Origin of the sequence: Flavihumibacter fluminis (assembly GCF_021491375.1) — a bacterium.
GTDB classification, from domain to species: Bacteria; Bacteroidota; Bacteroidia; order Chitinophagales; family Chitinophagaceae; genus Flavihumibacter; species Flavihumibacter fluminis.
Genome location: NZ_JAKEVY010000001.1, coordinates 538,906 through 560,872, shown reverse-complemented (window position 1 = coordinate 560,872; position 21,967 = coordinate 538,906). Strand labels below are relative to the sequence as shown.

Annotated in this window: 23 protein-coding genes; 12 read left to right on the top strand and 11 right to left on the bottom strand. The window is 45.4% G+C overall.

Features of this window, described 5'->3' with window-relative positions; genetic code table 11:
- Window positions 1–62: 62 nt before the first annotated feature.
- From L0U88_RS02625 to L0U88_RS02590, 8 genes are all read left to right on the top strand, one after another.
- Entirely contained in the window at window positions 63–470 is a 408-nt protein-coding gene (locus L0U88_RS02625; RefSeq protein ID WP_234864051.1) for an HYC_CC_PP family protein, read from the top strand.
- 75 nt (window positions 471–545) lie between these two features.
- Window positions 546–1,061: a heavy-metal-associated domain-containing protein gene (locus tag L0U88_RS02620; RefSeq protein ID WP_234864050.1), complete on the top strand. Its 516-nt coding sequence runs from the start codon at window positions 546–548 to the stop codon at window positions 1,059–1,061.
- A 26-nt stretch (window positions 1,062–1,087) separates the two neighbouring features.
- Window positions 1,088–1,633: a heavy-metal-associated domain-containing protein gene (locus L0U88_RS02615; protein ID WP_234864049.1), complete on the top strand. Its 546-nt coding sequence runs from the start codon at window positions 1,088–1,090 to the stop codon at window positions 1,631–1,633.
- Window positions 1,634–1,682: 49 nt separating this feature from the next.
- On the top strand, window positions 1,683–2,162 hold the full coding sequence (locus L0U88_RS02610; protein WP_234864048.1) for a TlpA family protein disulfide reductase: 480 nt from the start codon (window positions 1,683–1,685) through the stop codon (window positions 2,160–2,162).
- A 5-nt stretch (window positions 2,163–2,167) separates the two neighbouring features.
- Entirely contained in the window at window positions 2,168–2,992 is an 825-nt protein-coding gene (locus L0U88_RS02605; RefSeq protein WP_234864047.1) for a hypothetical protein, read from the top strand.
- A gap of 48 nt (window positions 2,993–3,040) precedes the next feature.
- Window positions 3,041–4,123: a hypothetical protein gene (locus L0U88_RS02600; protein WP_234864046.1), complete on the top strand. Its 1,083-nt coding sequence runs from the start codon at window positions 3,041–3,043 to the stop codon at window positions 4,121–4,123.
- An 8-nt stretch (window positions 4,124–4,131) separates the two neighbouring features.
- Entirely contained in the window at window positions 4,132–5,577 is a 1,446-nt protein-coding gene (locus tag L0U88_RS02595) for a gluconokinase (RefSeq protein ID WP_234864045.1), read from the top strand.
- On the top strand, window positions 5,565–6,869 hold the full coding sequence (locus tag L0U88_RS02590) for a gluconate:H+ symporter (RefSeq protein ID WP_234864044.1): 1,305 nt from the start codon (window positions 5,565–5,567) through the stop codon (window positions 6,867–6,869). Before L0U88_RS02595 ends, L0U88_RS02590 begins: the two co-directional genes overlap by 13 nt.
- Here the strand turns inward: L0U88_RS02590 and L0U88_RS02585 are convergent.
- The 7 genes from L0U88_RS02585 to L0U88_RS02555 form a co-directional block, all read right to left on the bottom strand.
- Window positions 6,862–7,848: a YpdA family putative bacillithiol disulfide reductase gene (locus L0U88_RS02585; RefSeq protein WP_234864043.1), complete on the bottom strand. Its 987-nt coding sequence runs from the start codon at window positions 7,846–7,848 to the stop codon at window positions 6,862–6,864. The two genes, L0U88_RS02590 and L0U88_RS02585, sit on opposite strands and share 8 nt — an antisense overlap.
- Window positions 7,849–7,919: 71 nt before the next feature.
- Window positions 7,920–8,639, bottom strand: coding sequence for a head GIN domain-containing protein (locus L0U88_RS02580; protein WP_234864042.1), 720 nt, complete (start codon window positions 8,637–8,639; stop codon window positions 7,920–7,922).
- Between the two features lie 25 nt (window positions 8,640–8,664).
- Entirely contained in the window at window positions 8,665–11,010 is a 2,346-nt protein-coding gene (locus tag L0U88_RS02575) for a TonB-dependent receptor (RefSeq protein ID WP_234864041.1), read from the bottom strand.
- A gap of 61 nt (window positions 11,011–11,071) precedes the next feature.
- On the bottom strand, window positions 11,072–12,880 hold the full coding sequence (locus L0U88_RS02570) for a peptidase associated/transthyretin-like domain-containing protein (RefSeq protein ID WP_234864040.1): 1,809 nt from the start codon (window positions 12,878–12,880) through the stop codon (window positions 11,072–11,074).
- Window positions 12,870–13,883, bottom strand: coding sequence for a FecR family protein (locus L0U88_RS02565; protein WP_234864039.1), 1,014 nt, complete (start codon window positions 13,881–13,883; stop codon window positions 12,870–12,872). Before L0U88_RS02565 ends, L0U88_RS02570 begins: the two co-directional genes overlap by 11 nt.
- Before the next feature lies 1 nt (window position 13,884).
- Entirely contained in the window at window positions 13,885–14,457 is a 573-nt protein-coding gene (locus L0U88_RS02560; protein WP_234864038.1) for an RNA polymerase sigma-70 factor, read from the bottom strand.
- A gap of 189 nt (window positions 14,458–14,646) precedes the next feature.
- Window positions 14,647–15,192 carry a DUF1415 domain-containing protein gene (locus tag L0U88_RS02555; RefSeq protein WP_234864037.1) on the bottom strand — a complete coding sequence of 182 codons (546 nt, stop codon included), beginning with the start codon at window positions 15,190–15,192 and terminating at the stop codon, window positions 14,647–14,649.
- 44 nt (window positions 15,193–15,236) lie between these two features.
- Between L0U88_RS02555 and L0U88_RS02550 the strand changes: the two genes are divergently transcribed.
- Window positions 15,237–15,464: a CDGSH iron-sulfur domain-containing protein gene (locus L0U88_RS02550; protein WP_234864036.1), complete on the top strand. Its 228-nt coding sequence runs from the start codon at window positions 15,237–15,239 to the stop codon at window positions 15,462–15,464.
- Here the strand turns inward: L0U88_RS02550 and L0U88_RS02545 are convergent.
- Together L0U88_RS02545 and sucC are read right to left on the bottom strand one after the other, a co-directional pair.
- A complete protein-coding gene (locus tag L0U88_RS02545; RefSeq protein WP_234864035.1) occupies window positions 15,461–16,243 on the bottom strand; it encodes a glycoside hydrolase family 16 protein in 783 nt (260 codons plus the stop codon). The genes L0U88_RS02550 and L0U88_RS02545 overlap by 4 nt on opposite strands.
- Before the next feature lie 66 nt (window positions 16,244–16,309).
- Window positions 16,310–17,527, bottom strand: coding sequence for an ADP-forming succinate--CoA ligase subunit beta (sucC, locus tag L0U88_RS02540; RefSeq protein ID WP_234864034.1), 1,218 nt, complete (start codon window positions 17,525–17,527; stop codon window positions 16,310–16,312).
- Window positions 17,528–17,578: 51 nt separating this feature from the next.
- Between sucC and L0U88_RS02535 the strand changes: the two genes are divergently transcribed.
- Entirely contained in the window at window positions 17,579–18,001 is a 423-nt protein-coding gene (locus tag L0U88_RS02535; RefSeq protein WP_234864033.1) for a hypothetical protein, read from the top strand.
- Here L0U88_RS02535 and L0U88_RS02530 read toward each other — a convergent pair.
- A complete protein-coding gene (locus L0U88_RS02530) occupies window positions 17,973–18,821 on the bottom strand; it encodes a glycosyltransferase family 2 protein (protein WP_234864032.1) in 849 nt (282 codons plus the stop codon). The genes L0U88_RS02535 and L0U88_RS02530 overlap by 29 nt on opposite strands.
- Window positions 18,822–18,888: 67 nt before the next feature.
- Between L0U88_RS02530 and L0U88_RS02525 the strand changes: the two genes are divergently transcribed.
- Window positions 18,889–20,013 carry a glycosyltransferase family 4 protein gene (locus L0U88_RS02525; protein ID WP_234864031.1) on the top strand — a complete coding sequence of 375 codons (1,125 nt, stop codon included), beginning with the start codon at window positions 18,889–18,891 and terminating at the stop codon, window positions 20,011–20,013.
- Window positions 20,014–20,021: 8 nt separating this feature from the next.
- Here the strand turns inward: L0U88_RS02525 and L0U88_RS02520 are convergent, their stop codons facing one another.
- Entirely contained in the window at window positions 20,022–20,486 is a 465-nt protein-coding gene (locus L0U88_RS02520) for a DUF1801 domain-containing protein (protein ID WP_234864030.1), read from the bottom strand.
- A 41-nt stretch (window positions 20,487–20,527) separates the two neighbouring features.
- Here L0U88_RS02520 and L0U88_RS02515 point away from each other — a divergent pair, with 41 nt between their 5' ends.
- The gene (locus tag L0U88_RS02515) at window positions 20,528–21,946 is read left to right on the top strand and encodes a CCA tRNA nucleotidyltransferase (RefSeq protein ID WP_234864029.1); all 1,419 of its coding nucleotides are present in this window, start codon (window positions 20,528–20,530) and stop codon (window positions 21,944–21,946) included.
- Window positions 21,947–21,967 lie beyond the last annotated feature (21 nt).

Genomic DNA, 21,967 nt, shown 5'->3' with positions numbered 1-21,967 from the left:
AATCAGGCGATTTTAACAGTGCCATACTTTGAAATCTTAAAAAAGAGAGTAGCTTTGCTTTGTTGAAAAAACTGTTAACCATATCGTTAGCTTTTCTCTACCTGCTTGTCTCCAGTGGATTGCTGGTGGAGATTCATCACTGTATGGGTCGTATTGCGGATGCGAGTCTGCATGTTTTCTCCCATGAAAAAAAGGAAGGTACCTGCGGTAAATGTGGCATGCCAAAAACGGAGGAATTTGCACATTGCTGTAAGGACGAGGTTAAACTCGTTAAAGTAGACGATGATCAAAAAGCCGCCGGAATCTATTATCAGCTGGAGGCACCTGTAGCAACGTTAAACCCGGCCCCCTGGCAGGAATGGCTGCACCCCGAAACGGATCTGATAACAGTTGTATTACCTCCCGCGCATGGGCCGCCAATTGGAGAGCACCCAGGTTTTCAGTCGCTTTATTGCATTTTCAGAATTTGAGATACAGTTGGTTTATGCTATGCAGACTTACTGTCTGCCCGACTATCTATTATTTAATTCTCAAATTCAACAATCATGAAACTCATCACTTTAGTATCCTTTTTATTTGTAACAACAATCGCATTTGGCCAGAAGAAAACTGAATCTATTAAGGTTTGGGGTAACTGTGGTATGTGTAAAAAGACCATCGAAACTGCAGCTTCTAATGCCGGAGCAACCAGTGCCGACTGGAATGAAGAAACAAAAGTATTGCAGGTAAGCTATAAGGCTAAGAAAACCTCTTCCGATAAAATCCAGCAGGCGATTGCGAATGCAGGCTATGACACCGAAAAGTTTACAGCTGATCAGGCTGTATATGATAACTTGCACGGCTGCTGCAAATACGACCGGAAAGACGCAACTGCTAGTGCTTCTGATGCAACTGCGGATTGCTGCAAAGACGGTAAGTGTAGCAAAGACCACGCAAAAGCAGACCATTGCAAAGACTGCTGCAAAGATGGTGTTTGTAAAAAAGGTAGCGATTGCTGCAAAGAAGGCAATTGCTGTAAAGATGGCAAGTGCAGTAAAGGCGGCGACTGTTGTAAAAAATAATCATTCATATCTAAATAAGCAATAGGATGAAACAAGTATTGATAGCTTGTTTACTGGCGCTGTTTGGGATGAATGCCAATGCACAATTCTCAAAAGCCAGTTTGCAGGCGAGTGGGCTTACCTGTGCACTTTGCACAAAAGCCATTAATAATTCACTGGAACAATTAGAATTTATCAAATCGGTTAAACCGGAAATCAAAACTTCTTCTTTTCTGATTGAATTCAAAGAAGGCGCTAATGTTGATATTGATGCTCTGCGTAAAGGAGTGGAAGATGCGGGATTCTCGGTAGCCAAACTTCAGCTGACTGGTAATTTTGATCAGTTGGCTGTGGCCCAGGATGAACATGCGACGATCAATGGAAAAACCTTCCATTTTCTGTCGGTTAAAAAGCAGACGCTCTCCGGCGAGCAGGTCTTAACCATCGTTGATAAAAACTTTATTCCGGCAAAGGAGTTCAAAAAATACAGTAAATCCAGTTCCATGTCCTGCGTTCAGACAGGAAAGGCGGGCGATTGCTGTCAAAAAGAAGGACTGTCAGCCGACAGCCGCATTTATCACGTTACGATTTAATATTGAAACAGTCCGGGTGATTTCAACCACCCGGACTTAATTTTACTGTATGAAACAAACGGTTCTTTCTGTTTTGCTGGCATTGTCGTTTACTATCGGATATGCACAGCCGAAAATTGGAGATATGGCACCGGAGATCCGGTTGAAAAACCTGGCTGGAAAGGAAATTACGCTATCTGAATTGAAGGGAAGTTATGTGCTGGTGGATTTCTGGGCGAGCTGGTGTGCACCCTGCAGAAAATCGAATAAACAACTCGGACCCATCTATGATCTTTATAAGAAAAATGGATTTGAGATTTATGGCATCAGCCTGGATGAAGAAGAAGCTGCCTGGAAAAAAGCGGTAGCTGCAGATAAAATCAACTGGGTCCAAACCCGTGAAGCCGGAGGCTGGTATGCACCGGTTGCATTGGCATGGGGAATTGAACAATTGCCGACCTCCTTTTTACTGGACAAAACAGGAAGGATCATATCCATTGATCCAAGTGCTGGTGAAGTTGAATTAGTGCTGCGCCAGGGCTTAAAATAATTGCAATGAAAGCATTGTGGATTGGACTTGGGTGCCTTTTCTTTTCGTTTGGTATCCAGGCCCAGGAGTTATATGTATTTACCGATCCGGCCTCCAACCTGCCGGCTCAATCGCTCAGTGCGAAACTGACTGCCCGTTTTGCAGATTTACCACAATCCGGAATGATTCGTCAGCGCTACATGCCTGAGTTGATGGCCGGATTGCATAAAAACTGGATGGGCCGGGTGAGTACCACTTTTTCCAATTTTTATCAATCCGGACAGCGCTGGGAATCGGTTAAAGGCTATGTTAAATGGCGTTTCTTTTCCGAAGATGGCATCCATCGTCATTTTCGTATGGCTGCTTTTGCAGATGCTGCCTATAGCCGGAACAACATGATTTATGACGAAATGAACCTGGATGGAGATAATAGTGGGATTCAGTTTGGTTTGATCGGAACACAACTATTACACAAGCTGGCTATATCCGGAACTGCCAGTTATTTGAGGGTGTACGATGAGAAGTTCAAAACCATGGGCAATATGCACGATCAGGATGCCCTGATGTACAGTTTGTCTGCGGGTTACCTGCTTTTTCCAAAATCCTATTCAGATTATGATCAGGTCAATCTGAACCTGTATGTGGAAATGTTGGGGATGAAGGGCCTTGGTCCGGGTACCCATTATCTGGATATTGCCCCCGCTATTCAATTGATTTTCAATAGTTCTACCAAGCTCAACCTGGGTGTCAGGTTGGAGGCTTCCGGAAATACGACCCGAATTGCCCGGAATAATTATTTCCTGAGTCTGGAATCCACCTTTTTGAATGTGTGGAAAAAAAGCGGAAAATAGACTAAAAGCAGGGTTGGGGGCGTTTTAGGAGAAATCCAATCCTTCCAAATGAGAAAGATTAGTGTACTCTTTACCTGTTTGGTGCTGGTTGTTACTACAATGGCACAACGGGTCGACCTCGACCGCTTTTCCTTCCAGGTAAATTACCGGGAGCTTCCACAGTTACCCCTCGACAGTAGTTTTAGAACCTATGATTTTTCCTGTGATATTGGCCCGCTTATGAAACTGGCGCTTGGGAATGAATCTCCGGCTGAACGCCTGGAGATCATGGGCTGGAAATGGCTTCCTGCCAATGGACATGTATCCGTACAATTAAAAATGGAAGATCTGATCATTACCAAATCCGATATTAACCAGCGGGAAGAAATCAAAAAAGACAAAAACGGGAATGTTGTTAGTAAAAAGATGTGGTATGCACCCCGTCTTACCTATACCTATGCAGCCCGTGTTCTTATCCGTGATTATACCGGAAGACAGATTGATGAATACCAGATGGTAAATCGCCAACAGACGTTTACCTATCAGGGAACTGAAGTAGGGAATAAAGTCGCCGCATTTAATGTGTTGCTTAATATGGTCGTGCTGACCACACAGGTAAGCAGAGAAGTGCTTTACAATACAATATATCAACTTTCGGGTAACCTTACCCGTCAGTATGGCTATCGTGAAAAAAGGGTCTCGGATATGGTTTGGGTGGTATCGAATCGCAAACATCCCGAATACAACCGCTTCCGGAGTAATTGGGGTATTGTAAAGAACGCACTCTTTAAAATCAATACTAATGAATCAGTGGAGCCGATCTGGAAAGAAGTGCAACCTGCAATCGCCTATTTCGAAAAAGTTCGCCGTGAGTATGATGGAAATAGTAAACATGACCGGAAACTTCGTTATGCCACCCATTTCATTTTGAGTAAACTTTATTTTTACCTTGATAAGCCGGAACTGGCTCAACGGGAAGCTTCGGATTTAATATTGAATGCTTATGACCAGCGGGATGGCTATCACCTGGAGTCAATGGCGAATTATTTAAAAAATGAATTAGCCAATAACCGTCGCAGTACCCGCTATTTCCCTCTTTACATACAAAGCTTTGAAGGACCTCAGAATGTATCCTTATATTCGGGACAGTAATACCGAATATGCCATTGTTTGCCGGACTTGACCTGGGTACCACGCATACCAAGCTGGTTGTCCTTGATGAAAAGGGCAACCTGCTGCATCAGGCAAAGTCGTCCTATACGAAGGGAACTACTACTGAACTGGACCCACAAGAAATAAGGGACCTGGCAGAAAAACTGCTGCTGGATGCATTTTCGGTTATAGGTAAACGTGATACAGTAATTTATCTGTCGCTGAGTGCTGCCATGCATAGTCTGATGCTGGTGGACGAAAAGGCAAATCCCCTAACTCCTCTTTCAACCTGGGCGGATACCAGCAGCCTTTTGTTGGTTAATCAATACAAGCAGGACCCAAGGGTTCGTAAACTGGTCAGTGAAACCGGTACCCCATTTCATCCCATGACACCCCTGGCTAAATTATGGCAACTCAGGCTGTCAAATCCTGCATTGCTTGACATGGCTTTTAAGTGTGTTGGTATCAAAGAATATATCTGGCATCATTTTACAGGATTCTGGGAAACGGATTGCAGCACAGCTGCCGCAACCGGAATGTATGATCCGCTTAGGGCGGATTGGCATCCATTGGCTTTAGAGTTTACCGGGGTAAAAAAGGAACAGTTGCCGGTTGTGCAGGCGGTTGAATGGATGCGGAAGGAGAACCGTTTTCAAATGGAAAGACTTCAGCTACTACCTGTTTTGGGAGGCTCTGATGGCTGTTTAGCCCAGATCGGAAGTAAAGCGATGCAGCCCGGCACTGCAAGTCTTACCATTGGAACCAGTGGTGCCATCCGGGTGGTGCAATCCGCATTTAAAGCAGATCCGGATAGCGGTTTGTTTTCCTATCAGTTGGATGCCACTCATTTTGTATGTGGTGGTCCGACCAATAATGGTGGTATTGTTTTACAGTGGTGGGAAGAAGAAATTATGGGGAAATCAGCACCGCTTGGAATGTTGCTGGATTCATTTGAACAGGAAGCTGCTTCGGTTATGCCAGGCTGTGAGGGACTGGTATGTTTGCCTTATTTTGGAGGCGAACGTGCGCCAGTTTGGGATGCTGGAGCAAGTGGAATATTTGCAGGAGTTCGTTTTCAGCATCGGCAGGCGCATTTCAAAAGAGCCCTGGTAGAAGGCATCTGTTTTATTTTCCGGCAATTATTGGAAAGGATAGAACAAGTGTACGGACCGGTTCATCGCATTGTTGCAAGCGGTGGTTTTACCAGAAGCAGGTGGTGGGTGCAGGTAATGAGTGATGTGCTGGAGCGAACCATCGAAGTGGGGGAGGAAGATGCGGATGCTTCCACGTTGGGAGCCATTGCCATTGCAATGAAAGCAGCCGGCTATTTAAACGAATGGACAGAACTGGAAGCTCATCTTCCGTTTGGCTATAATTCGATTTACCCCAATGATATGAACAGAACCATCTACCGTAACCAATACCAAGAATTTTTACGCTTATGTCATTTCTAGTAATTCTGCTGGCACTGGGTTTACTGTTCTGGATGACGCTCAACAAATGGAGCCCATTCCTGGCATTGCTGGCAGCCACCCTGCTGATCGGTTTGCTGAATGGAATGCCGGTGCCGGAACTCATGCGGGCTATGGAAAAAGGCGTAGGTTCCATGCTTGGAAGTATGGCGCTTATTCTTTGTCTTGGTGCGATGCAGGGGAAGGTGCTGGAAAAAACCGGCGCAGCTACGGTTATCAGCCGGTATCTTATGGACAGGTTTGGCCGTTCTGGCATTCAGTGGGCGGTATTACTGATGGGATTGCTGGTAGGGATTCCACTTTTTTATAATGCCGGTTTTGTGATCCTGGTGCCCTTTGTATTTACCATTGCTGCCAGTGCTAAAGTGCCTCTCTTATATGTAGCCATACCAATGGCATCTGCATTATCAGTTACTCACGGTTTTTTACCACCGCATCCGGGACCGGTTAGTCTAGCCTCTATTTTTTCTGCTTCTATAGGAAAAACCATGTTGTATGGATTACTGGTTACAGTTCCACTTGTCTGGATAGCAGGTATTGAATTTGGAAAACGCTTTCGGCAATTTGGAACCATTCCCCTGATGGAAGAGAAAGAGGAGCAGGAGCAACTACTGCCATCGGTTAGTTCCAGTATGGTGGTTGCGCTGTTGCCTGTACTGCTTATTGCTTTACCCGCCTTACTGGTTAATTTTTTACCGGCAGATTCAAAACTGTTGCAACTCACCCAGGCGATTGGCGACCCTGTTCTGGCCATGCTGATCGCTGCGTTGGCTGCCGGCTATTTTCTTTGTATCAGGAGGGGCGTTTCCGTTCAGGTACTGATGCAATACTATGGCGCTGCGATTGAAGGAATTGCAGTTATTATGATGGTAATTGCTGGCGGCGGTGCATTGAAGCAGGTGTTGACAGATACCGGCATCGCCGGTCAGGTGGCAGATTTCTTTACACAATATGCTTTTCCTCCTTTAATTGCAGGCTGGCTGGTGGCAGCATCTATCCGGATTATAATTGGTTCAGCTACCGTAGCGGGAATTACAGCTGCCGGAATTTTGGCACCCCTGGTGGTTTCCAGCGGCGTATCGCCAGAATGGATGGTGTTGTCCGTTGGAGCCGGCAGTGTATTTTGTTCGCATGTAAACGATACCGGCTTCTGGATGTTCAAGGAGTATTATGGATTGACAGTAAAAGAAACCCTACTCTCCTGGACCATCATGGAATCTATTATTTCTGTATTGGGTTTGCTCTTGATTCTACTGCTATCCAATATTATCTGATGCTGCCGGCAACCCGATCCTTTCTACGAATATCTTTGATTATATGCTCCGCATGAATACGTGAGTTTTCAATAAATAACTTGTGGGTATTCATGCCTCCGCAAATTACTCCGGCCAGGTATAATCCGGGTACATTGGTTTCCTGTGTTTTGGGATCGTATTCGGGTTGCCTCACTTCATCCTTACTCAACCGGATACCGCAGACTTTCAAAAATTCCAGGTTGGGTTCATATCCAGTCAGGGCCAGTACCCAGTCATTGGCGATGGTTACTTTTCCGTCGGGTGTCTGAATATCTATCTCACGTTCACGAATAGCCGAAACCTGGCTGTTGAAATAGACTTTAATGGAGCCTTCCTCAATACGGTTAATGATATCCGGCCTTACCCAGTATTTAACACGCTGACCAATTTCTGACTGGCGGATGATCATGGTTACGTCCGCGCCTTTCCGCCATGTTTCTAGGGCTGCATCAACAGCAGAATTCTGGGCTCCGATTACCGCTACTTTCTGGAATGCATAAAAATGTGGATCCTTGTAATAATGTGTAACCTTGGGGAGTTCTTCTCCAGGCACGTTTAACTGATAGGGGATGTCGTAAAAACCAGTGGCGATGATTACATAACTGGTACTATAGCGTTCCTTGCTACTGGTAACAGTGAAGCCCTTTTTGCTTTTCTTAACCGACAAAACTTCTTCAAACAGCCGGATATTCAATGTGTGACTTTGAGCAACACGCCGGTAATATTCCAGCGATTCAGCACGGGTAGGTTTATTGTTATTGGATACAAATGGTACGTTCCCAATTTCCAACCGTTCGGATGTTGAAAAAAAAGTCATATTGGCCGGATAGTGATAAAGCGAATTAACCAGGCAACCTTTTTCAAGGATTACATAATTCAATTTCGCTTTCCGTGCTTCCAATGCACAGGCAAGTCCGATGGGGCCGCCTCCGATTATCACCAGGTCGTAAGATGTCATGAAGTACGATGTTAATACAAGTTCCAAAATTAGGTCCTTTGTATTAACATCGCATTTTTGTTATCCTGTGCTTAGTATGGCGCAACTTTACCGGATCCGGAAACTTTTACGGTTACCTGCGGATTGCCTTTGTATTTTACTGAACCGCTGCCGCTGATCCGGGCATTCAGTTTGTCGGTTACCCATACCCGCATATCTCCGGAGCCGCTGGTTTCCGTTTTCATTTCAGTAGTCTCGCACCCGATCATATTGATATCACCACTGCCGGAGATATCCAGGTTGGCATTCCCAATGGAACCTCCTCGGATAAGGATATCACCACTGCCATTCACATCTGCTTCCATTTGAGGAGTGACCAGTTCCCGGATATCTATTTTTCCGGACCCGTTGATATCTGTGTAAAACTGATTCGTTTCAATTGGATCACTTGCATAGATATCACCGGAACCATTCACTTTGAAGCCATTAATGGCAGGTGATTCAATATATACTTCTATGGTTTCATAAGAATGAATCCAGGTATTGTTGCGGATCTTTAAATTTAATTCTCCGTTACTGACAAAAGCTTCAATTACGTCCTGAATATTACGTTGTGCACGGATTTCAACCCGGTGCTCAGAACCTGTTTTGTAATAGAGCCGTCCTGTTGTTCCAAAATCAATTTTAGTAAAATTGCCAACCTCCCGGATCTTGGATACAACCGGACCTTTGCCGTTCACTTTGGTGCAGGAAGGCAGTATAGCGCTGATCCCCAGGATCAGCAGTGCGAATAGTAGCGTAGTTTTTTTCATGGTATAAAATCTGAATGGTTAATGATTAAAATTCAAGTCGATAGGCAATCACCGGAATAATGCCTGCCTGGTAAACCGTACTGATTGCTCCTTTGACACTGTCGAAATAACGGGCATAAATATTCTGGCGATTGGTCATGTTTTGAATATCGAGTGATAAAACATGTGTCGTGCTGGAAGCATTCCATTTCATGCTCAAACGGATATCTGTTCTGAAATAAGCAGGTTGCTGTATCGTAAATGCTTCTGCTTCGCGGTATTTGGCGTATCCCAGCTCAAGTGTTGCTTCTTCATCCATAGGTGTTTCCCGGAAGCCTCCGGCATAAATAACTTTGATATTGGCCGCAAAACTTCGTTGTTTCCCGGGATGAATAAATTCTTTTCCCAACGTTAGTGAATTGGCATGACCGCCATTGTACCGGGTATTTCGCTCGATGCCATCGGCAGCAGTATATTTGGATTGGTATAAAGAATTGGAAAAAAGAAAATAGAAATTGTTACGCAACTGTTTTTCCAGCGAGATCTCTACACCATAATTCCTGCCCTTGCCTTTGTTTGTAAGTGGATCAAGCACATAATTTTCACCAATGTTTACGGTTGATAAACTGCTGGTATCATAAATGCTAACCGGAATATTAAAGAGTTGCTGGTAGTACAATTCAGTTCTCAATCGCAACCCTTTCATCAGTTGCCGGGTATAGGATCCGACCAGGTGGTGTGATTTCGTAAACCCCAGTTCCTTATTTGGTTGCATCCATTCATTATTAATTTTGGTGCGGGCGAAATACACTCCCATGATCTGTGCCTGGCTGTGCAAGCCATAGCCAAGCCCAAAACTGTTTTTGGAATCCGGCGTCCATTGCATGGCAAACCGGGGTTCAACAGCTGTTGTCTTATTTAGCATCAGATGCAGAAAATGCAGGCCGCCGGTTAATACCAGTTGATTGGAGGGTTTGTATTGCCATTGGGCAAAAGCCTGCATTAGTTGCGTTTGATCCTTCACGTTAATTCGTTCTTCCACTGGTGCCTGATTGTTTTCCCTGGAACGCTGCAGGTAATTAAAATTGATTTGCTGGAAAATTACACCTGCACGAAGGGCCTGTTTACGACTCAATTGGCTGTTCAGCGTGCTGCTTACCGTCCATTTGCCGGTAGAGAATTTTTCACGAAAAGCGTTGGTGATCGTTTCATCATTTTCCAAATATTGCTGATTGCTGGTGTTTTCCTGTTTGCTATTGACCAGGACGGTTTTCAGTTTTGTGCGGGCGGAAAGTGCGATGGAATGGGTAAGTCCATTGGCATTGGTAGCCCCTCTGTATTTCCCTCCATAGCGGTTCCATTCTTCCTCCCATTTTGAAGGATCTTTTTCCATGGGTAAATCCTGGCTATTCCATCCATTGAGTCCAAATAAGGTGAACTGTCCAGCTTTACCCGCAGGCAGGTTAATATTGTAGGAGAGATCACTGAAATCAGTACTTCCTTCACCTACCGTTTTTAATCCCATTTTACTTAACAACCCAAGGGTTGAATATCTGTAATTTACCAGGTAAGAACCTTTATAGTTTTTACTGAAGGGACCCTCGCTTGCTACATTGATCCCAAGTACGCCGGCTTCAATGGTATGTTCTCTTTTTTCGTTATTACCTTTTCGCAATCGCAGATCAAAAACACCTCCCACTGCATTTCCATACTCTGCCGCAAATGCCCCCGTTACAAAATCTGAATTGGCGAGTACCTGCGCACTCAGAATAGATATGCCTCCTCCGCTACTGCCTTGCACAGCAAAATGGTTGGGATTTGGAATTTCAACGCCTTCCATTCGCCACAAAAGTGCATTGGGCGCATTGCCGCGGACAACAATATGATTCCCTCCGTCATTTACGCTGATAACGCCCGCAAAACTGGTTGCCATCCGGAGCGGATCGTTAACTGCCGCTGCATAGCGTTGTGTTTCTTCAACTGAAAAGGCCCGGGCACTAACCAGACTGAGTTCATTTAATGGTTTGGATCGTACTCCGCGAGCTTTTACTATTACTTCCTGCTGTGTCTGAACATCCAGTTCCATGGCAGGATTCAACACCAGTTCCTTTCCTGCATTTAATATGATGTTTTCAAGCAGGATGGGTTTGTAACCGGCATGCGTGATGCGCAGCTGGTGCACCCCAATGGGTACCAACGTAAATTTGAAAGTTCCATCACTGTCTGTTGTAGTGGTTCTCCGCTGACCAATGATTTCTACAGTTGCTCCTGAAATAGGTTGTTGCAGTAATTGGTCTGTCAGCTGACCTTTTATGGTCTGTTTTACCTGTGCCGTAAGCGGCAATAAAAAGATGCATTGAATAAGGATAAGGTTAATGATCCTGAGATACATAAAATCGTTTTTTTATCCGACAACGATTGATGTCTTTACCCCTACGTGTGCGAAAAAAATATCAGAATAAATGTATGCCTCCCGTCCAGCCCAGCCATCCGGTGCGATTTCCACCAAGTGAAACTGTTTTGTAGGCTGCTTCAGGTATCGGGTATGCATAACCGTGAAACTTTACATCCTGGTCCGACTGATAAACCGAGAATGCAGGTCCGGCAAACAACGAAAAATGTTTGCTGATCTTCCAGTGCAGGTTTACGGTTGCCCTGGTCAATAGATTGGTGTATTCCCAGCTACCGAGGAAAACATATTGGGTACTTGCCTCCAGGTTAAGTGAGAATCGCTTGCCCAGGCGTCTTTCAGTTCCGATGCCATAACCAAAACTAACTACTCTTCTGCCGGTATCCGGGTGCGCTCCACCCAAAAGGATACTGTATAATTTGTGATTACCAGTTTTAAAAGCGGCATTAAAAGGCATGACTTCCGTAGAATATAAAGCCAGTTTATGATATCCTTTCAATACCACATTGATAAGGCCGATGCTATATCCATCTGAACTGTCTGCAATATTGATTAATCCGATCTGAACGCCATTTAATTTTTTCGCATAATTAAATACGCCCCCGATCTGGACCCCATTCATTTCTCTGCCACTCACATTACCAACTCCGGCAACCTGAAGCCCGGTCACAGCATGATTGGTATAGTTAATAACGCCCCCAATCTGTCCACCGGTAAAAGATCCCATAACAAAATTGACTACTCCTCCTGCCTGCACCCCTGTAACGGAATCGAGTACCATGTTGTGTACACCTGCCACCTGTACACCTTTCATATTGCCCCCCACTATATTCACAACTCCGGCTACCTGTGCATATTGCACATCTTTTTTGTTAAGGTTAAATATGCCACCGATTTCTGCTCCGTTGACGCCTCCGGAATAACCACCCAGTACGTTGAAGGAGAAATTATTGACTACCTGTGCATTCATCCTGCCATTACTGGAAAGACCGGGAGTAAGTGAAACCTGCACCGGTCTTACTGTGAAAAACCGACTCAGGTTAATGCTTTGCACTTTGAGTTTGGAGGATAGGAAAAATTTACCAAGAGCCGTGCGCTGCACCCGAAGCGAATCCATCCTTTTATACAAATAGAGCAGGGTAGAGCTATCGGGTTGAGGAATGGCCATATAGAGGGAATCGGGGGCGGGTAACCGGGCCGGACCAACAACAACTGTGGCGCCCTGCAGATCAACGGGCGCCAGTGTGATACGAACTTCCTGGTTATAACCGGAACGGATCGTGACAGTAGTGTCTCTGTAAAATTCTTTGCTGACGGTCAGGCTTGCCCGGGGATAACGTGTTTTTAATTTGATCCGGAAATATCCCTGCCGATTGGTAAGCGCCGCTACAAGCCGGTCTTTTTCATAAACGCTGGCATCCCGAACCAACTCGCCGGTTTGGTCATCCCTTACATATCCACTTACCCAATAATGATTATCGTTGGTGGCGGATTCCTTAATTACCAGGCTGAGTTGGAGAGGGGTTCTCCGGATGATAATGTATTGTCCGCTTTCCCTAAACTCAAAACCAGTCGGGAACAGCAGTTCCAGCAGGTTGCGTACCGATCGGGTACCTGCCGGCAGACTTACCAGGCTGTCTTTTGGAAGGATATTGGAATTGTAACTGAAGTAGAAATTTCCCTTATTACTGATGATTTCTAATACATCTGCGATTGGCTGCCGGTTTACTGAAAGGGATATTGGTTTATTCAAATGTTCCTGTGCCTGCAGGCTATTCATTATACCCAGAAAACCAAGTACTACCATTATTTTCCGGAAGATGCTGCGTCCGGTTATACAATTACTCCACATAAATCTGATCGTCTTTCCGGGTGATGGTAATGTCCAGAGTCTGGGAGATGATGGATAAAACTTCTTCCAGTGGCTGGTTTTCAAAAACTGTAGTAATTGGCAGTTCCCTGATGGCGGGATTGGTAATTACAATATTCGAATCATATGCTTCATTCAATACTTCTACCAGTTTCCACAATGGAGTACGGTCGCAGTTGAATGTTCGGGTTCGGTAATATTGATAGAGTTTATCTGTTTGCTGAACCTTTGTCCAGCTCTTTTTAGTGTTACCGGCAATCAACTGTTCTCCCGCATTCAACACGATGGATTGATTCCCATCGCTTACCTGAACAGTTCCCGATTCCACGATTACAATGGTAGCAGAATCCGTTTCCCGGATATTAAAGGAAGTGCCCAATACTGTAACGGTTAGTTTGTTAACCATGACTTCAAATGGTTGTTCCGGCTTTCTTTTCACATCAAAAAAAGCTTCCCCTTTCAGTTTAATCCGGCGTTTATTCCGGGCAAATTGTTTTGGATATTCAATTGTTGCGCCTTTGTTCAAGGTGATTTTCGAACTGTCGGGTAATAGTTGTAGAAGTGTCGCCTCCTGGCTCGCCAGTTCCATCCATCCGGCGTTTGTCCATTGCCGGTAGATCGTCCAGCTTACTGCACCGGTCAGCACAATTGCAAGGATAGCCGCCGCCCTTCTCCACCATCCTGCCAAACTAACAACCTTTCCGTCTTCCCTTCTTCCCATCTTCCTTTCTTCCTTTCTTCCATTTTTGCCCTTTTCCAGTTTTTCCCGCATTCTTTCCCAGGCAGCGTTTACATCTACTGAAGAATTGGCCGCCAGTTCGCGGCTTTTTTCCCAAATCTGTTGGAATTCCTGAAAATACCGTTCGTTTTCCGCTGAGGCACTGATCCATTTGAGGGCGGATCGCTGTTGCTCCTCTGTGGCTTCTCCCAGCAGGTAACTGACCAGCAGCTCATCTATGGCATGGTTGGATTGGAAGGGCAGCATATCAGAGATTGAGCAGGATTAATAATAATACGGGTAAAAAATCTTTCAATTTTTCTCTCAGCAAACGGAGTGCTTTCCCCATCTGGTTTTCAATGGTTTTAACAGATAGGCCCAGGCGATCTGCAATTTCCTGGTACTTCAGTTCTTCATACCGGCTCATCTGAAATATGGTGCGGCATTGTTCGGGTAATTCACTTAATGCCTTGTTCAGGTGTTGTTGGAGCTCACTTAACTGTATTTTTTGGGCCGCTCCACCGGCGGTAGCTTCGGGCATCGCTTTTGCGTACTGCTGATAGGCCGCTTTTACTTTCTGGTGCTTCAGGTAATTCAGGCATTCGTGGTATACAGAGCGGTAGAGATAAGCAGTTGCAGATGATTCAATCTTTAGTGTGTCTCTTTTTTCCCAAAGTTTGAAAAAAACCTGTTGCACCATTTCTTCTGCCAGCATGTCTTCCCGTACCAGCGTGTAGGCATAGGCATGGAGGGCTTTAAAATGTGTTTTAAATACCTCTTCAAAACGCAACAATCCAAAATCGGTGCGTACTATGGGCTGCCTGGCTTCAATAGTGGCCATTGGTTCATGTTGGTGCTGGTATGATATGGGTAAACTCAGCGACACAGGTTCTTTTACTGTCCGACAACCTGCCTGCTTATTACCCCTATTTCAATTCAAACTATTTTTCACCGGGTCGGGAATTGACCGCAAAACTAAGCCAGTATGAACCCTGTTCTGGTTAAGGATGTTTAAAATGGGATGAGCGGTCTATATGCCGCTGTTAAACAGACTTTTCATGTATGCAAGGCCTTTCTCTCTTGCAAACCGGATGTTTCGCTCGGGAATTTCGTCCGGATCACCTGAATAGTGTTCTAACGCTTTTTCAATACTTTCTTCCCGCAGCAGATGCAACATAGGGTAGGGGGACCGGTTGGTATAATTTGCCGGATCCTGTGTATCTGAACCCGCAAAAAGGTATGCCGGGTGAAAGCTGGCAACCTGGTAGATGCCTTCGTAGTCTTCTTCTTCAATCAGTTCTTCCGCCATTTCAACCAGGTCCAGGTAGTGCATAAAATCGCCGAAACCTTCCGGTAGTATCAGAAAAGCGGTTTCGATGGCAGGATGTTCATCCAGTTTTTGAAGTAGTTGATGGTACTGTTCCAACACCTGGTCCGGATCGGTTGCAGATGCCAGTTCAAAATGCACGCTGTTTCGCCTGATTTCACGGGCTGCAAACGGACAGAAATTACAACCGATCACCACGTTGTTGATCCAGTTCCGCGTGGCGGTCAGTATGTTTTCCGTATCCTGCATAGTGCAAATTAAACCCTTATTTTAGCATCCTAAAATTTAGACTAATGGCTGGAACAATCATTACTGTTAATAACAATGGATCCCTGCGCGTGGAAGGCGATTTTGAAATCCGCGATAAAGATGGCAATCTCTATGATTTAGGTGGTCGTACATTGGTGAGTATCTGTCGCTGTGGTTTATCACAGAACAAACCCTTTTGCGATGGCTCACACAAAGGCCATTTTGAACATGAAGCAAAGGCTTTCGCCCTGCCACCGAAAAAAACGCCTTAATGGGCAGCGGGTTGGGATACCCGCACATAATCAACTTCCAGGGATTGCGGGAAGATACTGTCATCAATGCCTTTCTGACCGCCCCAGGTACCACCAATTGCAAGGTTGAGGATGAGGTAGAAGGGTTGGTCAAATGGCCAGACTTCCGCCTCATCTTTTTCTTTTTTAAAGCTGAATACGGTATTGCCATCAATTTTAAAATGAATGTGATTTTCCAGCCACTCGATGGCATATACATGAAAATCCTGCCAGTTCATCCGTAACAGATGCCCCTTTGTTTTCTGTGTACCCATCATGTGATTGTAGGCATCGGTATGTACACTGGTGAATACAGAATCCGGGTTGTGTCCGACAAATTCCATGATATCAATTTCTCCGCTGGTTGGCCAATCACCATAGGCATCGTCTGTTGGTAACATCCAGATGGCTGGCCAAACCCCGCGCCCTCTGGGCAACCTTGCCCGAATCTCTATCCGGCCATATCGCCAGTCGGCTTTGCCGCGGGTAACCAATCGGGCCGAATGATACTTGCCCTCCGGGGTTTTATAGGCAGTAATAAACAGCGAGCCATTTCGTATACTCACGGTTTTGGGATCAGCCTTGGTATACACCTGCTTTTCCTGGTTGCCCCAGCCATTGCCTCCGATATCATAGTCCCATTTGGAAGGATCCGGTAAGCCGGGCAGCGTGAACTCATCCGACCAAACGAGTTTCCACTGTTGTGCCAGGGTGGCCTTTGAACAAAAAGCCAATAACAGGAAAAAAAGGAGCTGTTTCATCTTCCTAAGATAAAAAAAAGCCAGGGAAATTTTTCCCTGGCTTTTGTATTCGGTTATATCTGATCGTTAGGCAGCAGTTACCGCCTTGTTCACCAGGTCGGCAGCTTCGCTCAACAGAATAGCGCTCTGAACTTTCAGCCCGCTTTCGTCAATCAGTTTCTTGGCTTCTTCTGCATTGGTTCCCTGCAGACGTACAATGATGGGTACTTCGATATTACCCATGGTCTTGTAAGCGTCAATTACACCCTGTGCTACCCGGTCGCAACGTACGATACCTCCGAAGATATTGATCAGGATCGCTTTCACTTTAGGATCTTTCAAAATGATACGGAATCCGGCTTCCACGGTCTGCGCATTGGCAGTACCACCTACGTCCAGGAAGTTCGCAGGTTCACCACCGCTGAGTTTGATCATATCCATGGTCGCCATTGCCAGTCCGGCGCCATTCACCATACAACCTACGTTACCGTCCAGTTTTACAAAGTTCAGGTTGAATTTGCCTGCTTCCACTTCAGTTGGATCTTCTTCTGAGAAATCGCGCAGGTTGGACAGTTCAGCGTGACGGGTAAGCGCATTGTCATCAATGTTCATCTTACAATCCACCGCAATGATTTTTTCATCGGATGTTTTGAAGAGAGGGTTGATTTCCAGCATGGCACAATCCAGTCCAACATATGCATTGTACAAATTCGTAACAAACTTCACGCAGTTTTTGAAAGCTTCACCACTCAGTCCGAGGTTGAAAGCGATTTTTCTTGCCTGGAATGCCTGTAATGGCCCACCCGGGTGAACCCACTCCTTAAAGATCTTATCCGGTGTGTTGTGCGCCACTTCTTCGATATCCATACCGCCTTCCGTACTGTACATGATTACATTCTGCCCTTTTGCGCGGTCCAGGAGAATAGACAGGTAAAATTCTTTTATTGGATTAGGTCCTTCGTAATAAACGTCCTGTGCAACCAGTACTTTGTTTACCACTTTGCCGGCTTCACCGGTCTGGATGGTCACCAATGTGCCGCCCAATATATTCTGTGCGATTTCTTTAATGGCTTCTGCGTTTTTACCTACGGCTACCCCTCTTTGTTCGCTTCCGCGGATTTTTCCTTTACCACGACCGCCCGCATGAATCTGGGCTTTTACAACAGCAAACTTGCTGCCGTACTGGGTATGGATAGTGCGATAGGCTTCTTCTGCCTCAGCCGGGGTGCTGCAGGCGATGCCTTCCTGCACCGGCACCTGGTATTTCTTCAATAATTCCTTTGCTTGGTATTCGTGCAAGTTCATATAGCAAAATTTGGGGCGAAGATAATAGAAACTGGGCTATAATTTTGCCGCATGTCTGATTTTGAGCAGCTTATAGAAAATAACCTGGCAGCATTAAGAGCCGGAAAAGCCATTCCGGTACAGGCTGGCGGCTGGTATGGTTTGGTGGCAAATGCCGCCTGGGACGCCATTTTGGAGCCCTCCTCGAAACAACAATTGGAGCAACTTCAGCTGGCAATACAACCTGTGCTGTTTTTTGCAGAGGAGAGACAGTTGGTGCAGTTTGTCAGTGCGTACGATCTTGCTGATACGGAAAAACTGGAAGCGGGGGAATGGCTCGAGATGAATGGACTCCTGGGTATAGAAGAACAATGGCTTGGAACCATGCAATCAGCACTGGTGGCCCTGGTTCAGGATCAGCATCTGTTTACGTTGATCAAGCGCCTTCGCGCTCCACTGGTAGGTTTCAGGCTGGTTGTTCCACCGGATCATTAGGAAATCGATGCGTTCTTTCAATGCCGAAATCTGTCCAGGTTCTTTTCTCTTCCGCGGTGGTTTTACGGATGCCTTTGTTGAAATTAATGTCCTTCGTGTTTTTGTAACCACGGGAATGATCCAGGTGAATGCAAATAGCACTGTACCGGATCTGAATTCCTTTGATCCCCTTGTTCATCAGGCGCTCACCCAATTCACGGTCCAGGGCACCATAGCGCATCCGTTCGTCGTAGCCGTTAACCGCCAGGATATCTGCTTTCCAGCCGGAAACATTGTGCCCGTTCCAGGTTGCTTTAGTGGGCGTGATGGCATTCATGAATTCAGCCAATCCCCCTTTTACCGAAATCTTGCTGTTTTTGAAGGAAGCGGGTAATCCTTTTGCCTTTAGCCAGGAAAGCCTGAAACAGTCCTGTGATAAGATATTTTCTTTTGTAATCTCCCTGGAAATGGACATTGGCAGCATAAAATAACCTCCGGATAAAAAATGTCCTTTTTCCCGTCTGCTGGCATGCACTTGCAGGAAATCTTTTCTGGGGATACAGTCGCCATCCGTAAAAACCAGGTAATCCGTTTGGGAAGCTTCAATGGCTTTGTTTAATATGGTACATTTCCGAAATCCAATATCCTCGTGCCACACATGTTGTATGGGATAGCTAACAGTTGCCTTCATGGTTTCGATTAAGGCATGTGTTGGTTCTCCTGAGCCATCATCTGCTATGATTACTTCAAATTCACGGTAGCTTTGCGCTTCAAATCCCCACAACACTTTTTCCAGCCATTCCGGAGAATTATAGGTGGTTATAATAACAGATAACTGCATGAATCCGATTGAATTTCCGGCAAAAATATACATTTGTAGGATTGTCGGTACAGACAACCTTTCACCCATGCGAATTTGTATTACCCGCTCCCAACGTTCAACCTATTCGGAAACCTTTATCAAACGCCAGATTGATGAGCTCTCAAAACGTTGTGAGGTGCTTACGCTTCACTCCGGCAGGATGCCGGCCAGGGTGGAGGATGGGCGGAGGATTCATTCCCTTCCCTTCTGGATAGGCAACCTGGTGCTGAAAGCAATAACAGGGAACCGGAATAACTATTTCAGCAATTACGGAATGAAAAAATTCCTCTTATCCAACCAGGTTGAACTGGTTTTGGCTAATTATGGATTGTCAGCTGTACACATGGTACCGGTTTGCAGGGATTTGAACATTCCGTTGATTCCGCATTTTCATGGATATGATGCTACCCAGCTTTCTGTACTTAAAAAATATGGTGCAGGCTATCGCCTTTTATTCGATTATGCTCCGGCTATTATTGCCGTTTCAAACGTGATGAAGAAGCAATTGGTTAAAATTGGCGCACCCGAAGAAAAAGTAAAGATCATTCCCTATGGCATTCAGCTAAATCAATTTAACCCGGATCCTTCTCAAAAAGCAGCTTATCCGTTACTACTTGCAGTTGGACGGTTTACCGAAAAAAAAGCACCACAGGTTACGATTCGTGCTTTTCATGAGGTAGTCAAGGTGTTTCCTGATGCGAAACTGGTTATGATTGGTGGGAGGGAAGAAGCTTTTGAGCAATGTCAGCAACTTGTTCGTGCCTTATCGATAGAGTCATCTGTTGAGTTTCCTGGTATTTTGCCTCCAGATAAAATTGCAGACTATATGAAACGAGCGCATCTTTTTGTACAGCATTCTGTTACTGCGTCCAATGGAGACATGGAAGGCACCCCCAACTCAATCCTGGAAGCTGCAGCCAGCGGATTACCCATAGTAAGTACACGTCATGGTGGAATCATGGATGCGGTGGTAGAAGGGGAAACCGGGATTCTGGTGGACGAATGGGATGAAAAAGGAATGGTGCAAGGAATACTGCAGTTATTGCAAAATCCGGATCAAATGAGGGTCATGGGTCAAAACGCCCGACTCCACATGGAGCAACACTACAGTATTGAACAGCAGATTCAGTCCTTATTTGATTTGATGAAATCAACCCTGAAAAAAGGCTGAAACAATTGCTACTTTTTCTTTTTTAGCTGCCCTTCATAGAGGCTGATCCAATCTTTCGGACTCATTTTTGCAGCCAGTTCACCGATGAGCTCCACAGGTACCTGTTCTGGTTTCTTAAAACGCATACAGCTTTTGCCCATATCCAGTTTGTAGGGGTAGTGAGCGGCAAACGCTTCCTGAAACCAACTAAGCAGTTGAGGATCTGCATACATACCCATATGGTAAACGGCAAAATGATTTTTTTGTGCTGCCAGGCTCAGAAAAGGCAGCGGCTGCCTGGGATCACAATGGTAACCTGAAGGATAAAGGGAATGCGGAACCACATAACTGATCATGCCGTATTGCATACATTCCTGGAATCCTGTAGGAATATTTTTTTGAACAATGCTTCGTAAGGACTGCATTACGGCTCGTTTCTCTTCCGGTAGTTCTCTTAAATAATCCGAAACAGTGGGAGCTGTGGAACTGACCATGATCTGAAATTTCCCCTTAAATTAAACTAATTTGCAGCCCGATGGAAATTACTTGTTCAGCGAAAGAGTTGTTTGTTTTCAAAAAAATCGCACATGCTGCTGCCGATTTGGGATTGGAAACTTATGTGGTTGGGGGATTTGTTCGCGACAAATTATTGGGACGACTCACAAAGGATGCGGATATTGTTTGTGTTGGCGATGGTATTGCACTGGCCAATGCAGTTGCACAACGTTTCAGTCCTGCTCCAAGTGTAGCTTTCTATAAAAATTTCGGTACAGCAGCGCTGAAAATTGAAGAGTTTGATGTGGAATTTGTAGGGGCCCGAAAGGAGAGTTATCGTTACCATAGCAGGAATCCGGAAGTTGAACCGGGCACCCTGGAAGAAGATCAATTACGCCGGGATTTTACTATCAATGCCATGGCTGTCAGCCTGAATGAGCAGAATTATGGAGTGTTGATTGATCCTTTTGAGGGCCGCAAAGACCTGGAAAATAAAATCATCCGCACTCCACTGGAACCCGGTCAAACCTTCAGCGATGATCCGCTGCGCATGCTGCGCGCGATCCGTTTTGCATCCCAACTGGGCTTTTCCATTGAAGAAACCACCTGGAAAGGTATTTGCATGCATGTGGAACGAATCCGCATCATATCACAGGAACGCATAACCGAAGAGCTGAATAAAATTTTGCAAAGTACGCAACCTTCCATTGGGCTGGATCTGTTGTATAAATCCGGTCTGCTGCATATTATATTCCCGCAACTGGTAGACCTTGCCGGTGCAGAGTATATTGACGGCAAAGGGCACAAGGATAATTTTTACCATACGTTGCAGGTGGTGGATAATATTGCTGTTCATACCAATGATCTTTGGTTGCGCTGGGCTGCTCTTTTGCATGATATTGGAAAACCTGCAACAAAAAAATTTGAACCGGGTCATGGCTGGACCTTTCATGGCCATGAAGTTGTCGGTGGACGCATGGTACCAAGGATATTTGCCAAACTGAAGCTCCCGCAAAACGAAAAGATGCGGTATGTAAGAAAACTGGTGGAACTGCATTTAAGGCCTATCAGTTTGACAAAAGAAAATATTACAGACAGTGCCATCCGGCGCCTGCTGTTTGATGCAGGTGATGAAATAGAGGATCTGATGCTCTTATGTTCTGCAGATATCACTTCAAAGAATAAGTTCAAGGTTAAAAAGTACCTGACCAATTTTGCCCTGGTAAAACAACGGTTGCAGGAGGTGGAAGAAAACGACCGCATACGAAACTGGCAGCCTCCGATTTCCGGGGAACTCATTATGGAAATTTTCGGATTGGCACCCGGTCGTATTGTTGGAGATATTAAAAATGCGATCCGGGAAGCTATCCTGGATGGAGAAATCCCCAATAGTTACGAAGCCGCTTACACCCTGATGGTGGAGAAAGCCAGGGAATACAACCTGCAGCCGAAGCAGTAATCCCACCTTCATATTCAATAA

Coding starts and splice junctions, on each gene's coding strand:
- L0U88_RS02620 (WP_234864050.1), top strand. CDS start 546: ATGAAACTCATCACTTTAGTATCCTTTTTATTTGTAACAACAATCGCA.
- L0U88_RS02615 (WP_234864049.1), top strand. CDS start 1,088: ATGAAACAAGTATTGATAGCTTGTTTACTGGCGCTGTTTGGGATGAAT.
- L0U88_RS02610 (WP_234864048.1), top strand. CDS start 1,683: ATGAAACAAACGGTTCTTTCTGTTTTGCTGGCATTGTCGTTTACTATC.
- L0U88_RS02605 (WP_234864047.1), top strand. CDS start 2,168: ATGAAAGCATTGTGGATTGGACTTGGGTGCCTTTTCTTTTCGTTTGGT.
- L0U88_RS02600 (WP_234864046.1), top strand. CDS start 3,041: ATGAGAAAGATTAGTGTACTCTTTACCTGTTTGGTGCTGGTTGTTACT.
- L0U88_RS02595 (WP_234864045.1), top strand. CDS start 4,132: ATGCCATTGTTTGCCGGACTTGACCTGGGTACCACGCATACCAAGCTG.
- L0U88_RS02590 (WP_234864044.1), top strand. CDS start 5,565: ATGTCATTTCTAGTAATTCTGCTGGCACTGGGTTTACTGTTCTGGATG.
- L0U88_RS02585 (WP_234864043.1), bottom strand. CDS start 7,848: ATGACATCTTACGACCTGGTGATAATCGGAGGCGGCCCCATCGGACTT.
- L0U88_RS02580 (WP_234864042.1), bottom strand. CDS start 8,639: ATGAAAAAAACTACGCTACTATTCGCACTGCTGATCCTGGGGATCAGC.
- L0U88_RS02575 (WP_234864041.1), bottom strand. CDS start 11,010: ATGTATCTCAGGATCATTAACCTTATCCTTATTCAATGCATCTTTTTA.
- L0U88_RS02570 (WP_234864040.1), bottom strand. CDS start 12,880: ATGTGGAGTAATTGTATAACCGGACGCAGCATCTTCCGGAAAATAATG.
- L0U88_RS02565 (WP_234864039.1), bottom strand. CDS start 13,883: ATGCTGCCCTTCCAATCCAACCATGCCATAGATGAGCTGCTGGTCAGT.
- L0U88_RS02560 (WP_234864038.1), bottom strand. CDS start 14,457: ATGGCCACTATTGAAGCCAGGCAGCCCATAGTACGCACCGATTTTGGA.
- L0U88_RS02555 (WP_234864037.1), bottom strand. CDS start 15,192: ATGCAGGATACGGAAAACATACTGACCGCCACGCGGAACTGGATCAAC.
- L0U88_RS02550 (WP_234864036.1), top strand. CDS start 15,237: ATGGCTGGAACAATCATTACTGTTAATAACAATGGATCCCTGCGCGTG.
- L0U88_RS02545 (WP_234864035.1), bottom strand. CDS start 16,243: ATGAAACAGCTCCTTTTTTTCCTGTTATTGGCTTTTTGTTCAAAGGCC.
- sucC (WP_234864034.1), bottom strand. CDS start 17,527: ATGAACTTGCACGAATACCAAGCAAAGGAATTATTGAAGAAATACCAG.
- L0U88_RS02535 (WP_234864033.1), top strand. CDS start 17,579: ATGTCTGATTTTGAGCAGCTTATAGAAAATAACCTGGCAGCATTAAGA.
- L0U88_RS02530 (WP_234864032.1), bottom strand. CDS start 18,821: ATGCAGTTATCTGTTATTATAACCACCTATAATTCTCCGGAATGGCTG.
- L0U88_RS02525 (WP_234864031.1), top strand. CDS start 18,889: ATGCGAATTTGTATTACCCGCTCCCAACGTTCAACCTATTCGGAAACC.
- L0U88_RS02520 (WP_234864030.1), bottom strand. CDS start 20,486: ATGGTCAGTTCCACAGCTCCCACTGTTTCGGATTATTTAAGAGAACTA.
- L0U88_RS02515 (WP_234864029.1), top strand. CDS start 20,528: ATGGAAATTACTTGTTCAGCGAAAGAGTTGTTTGTTTTCAAAAAAATC.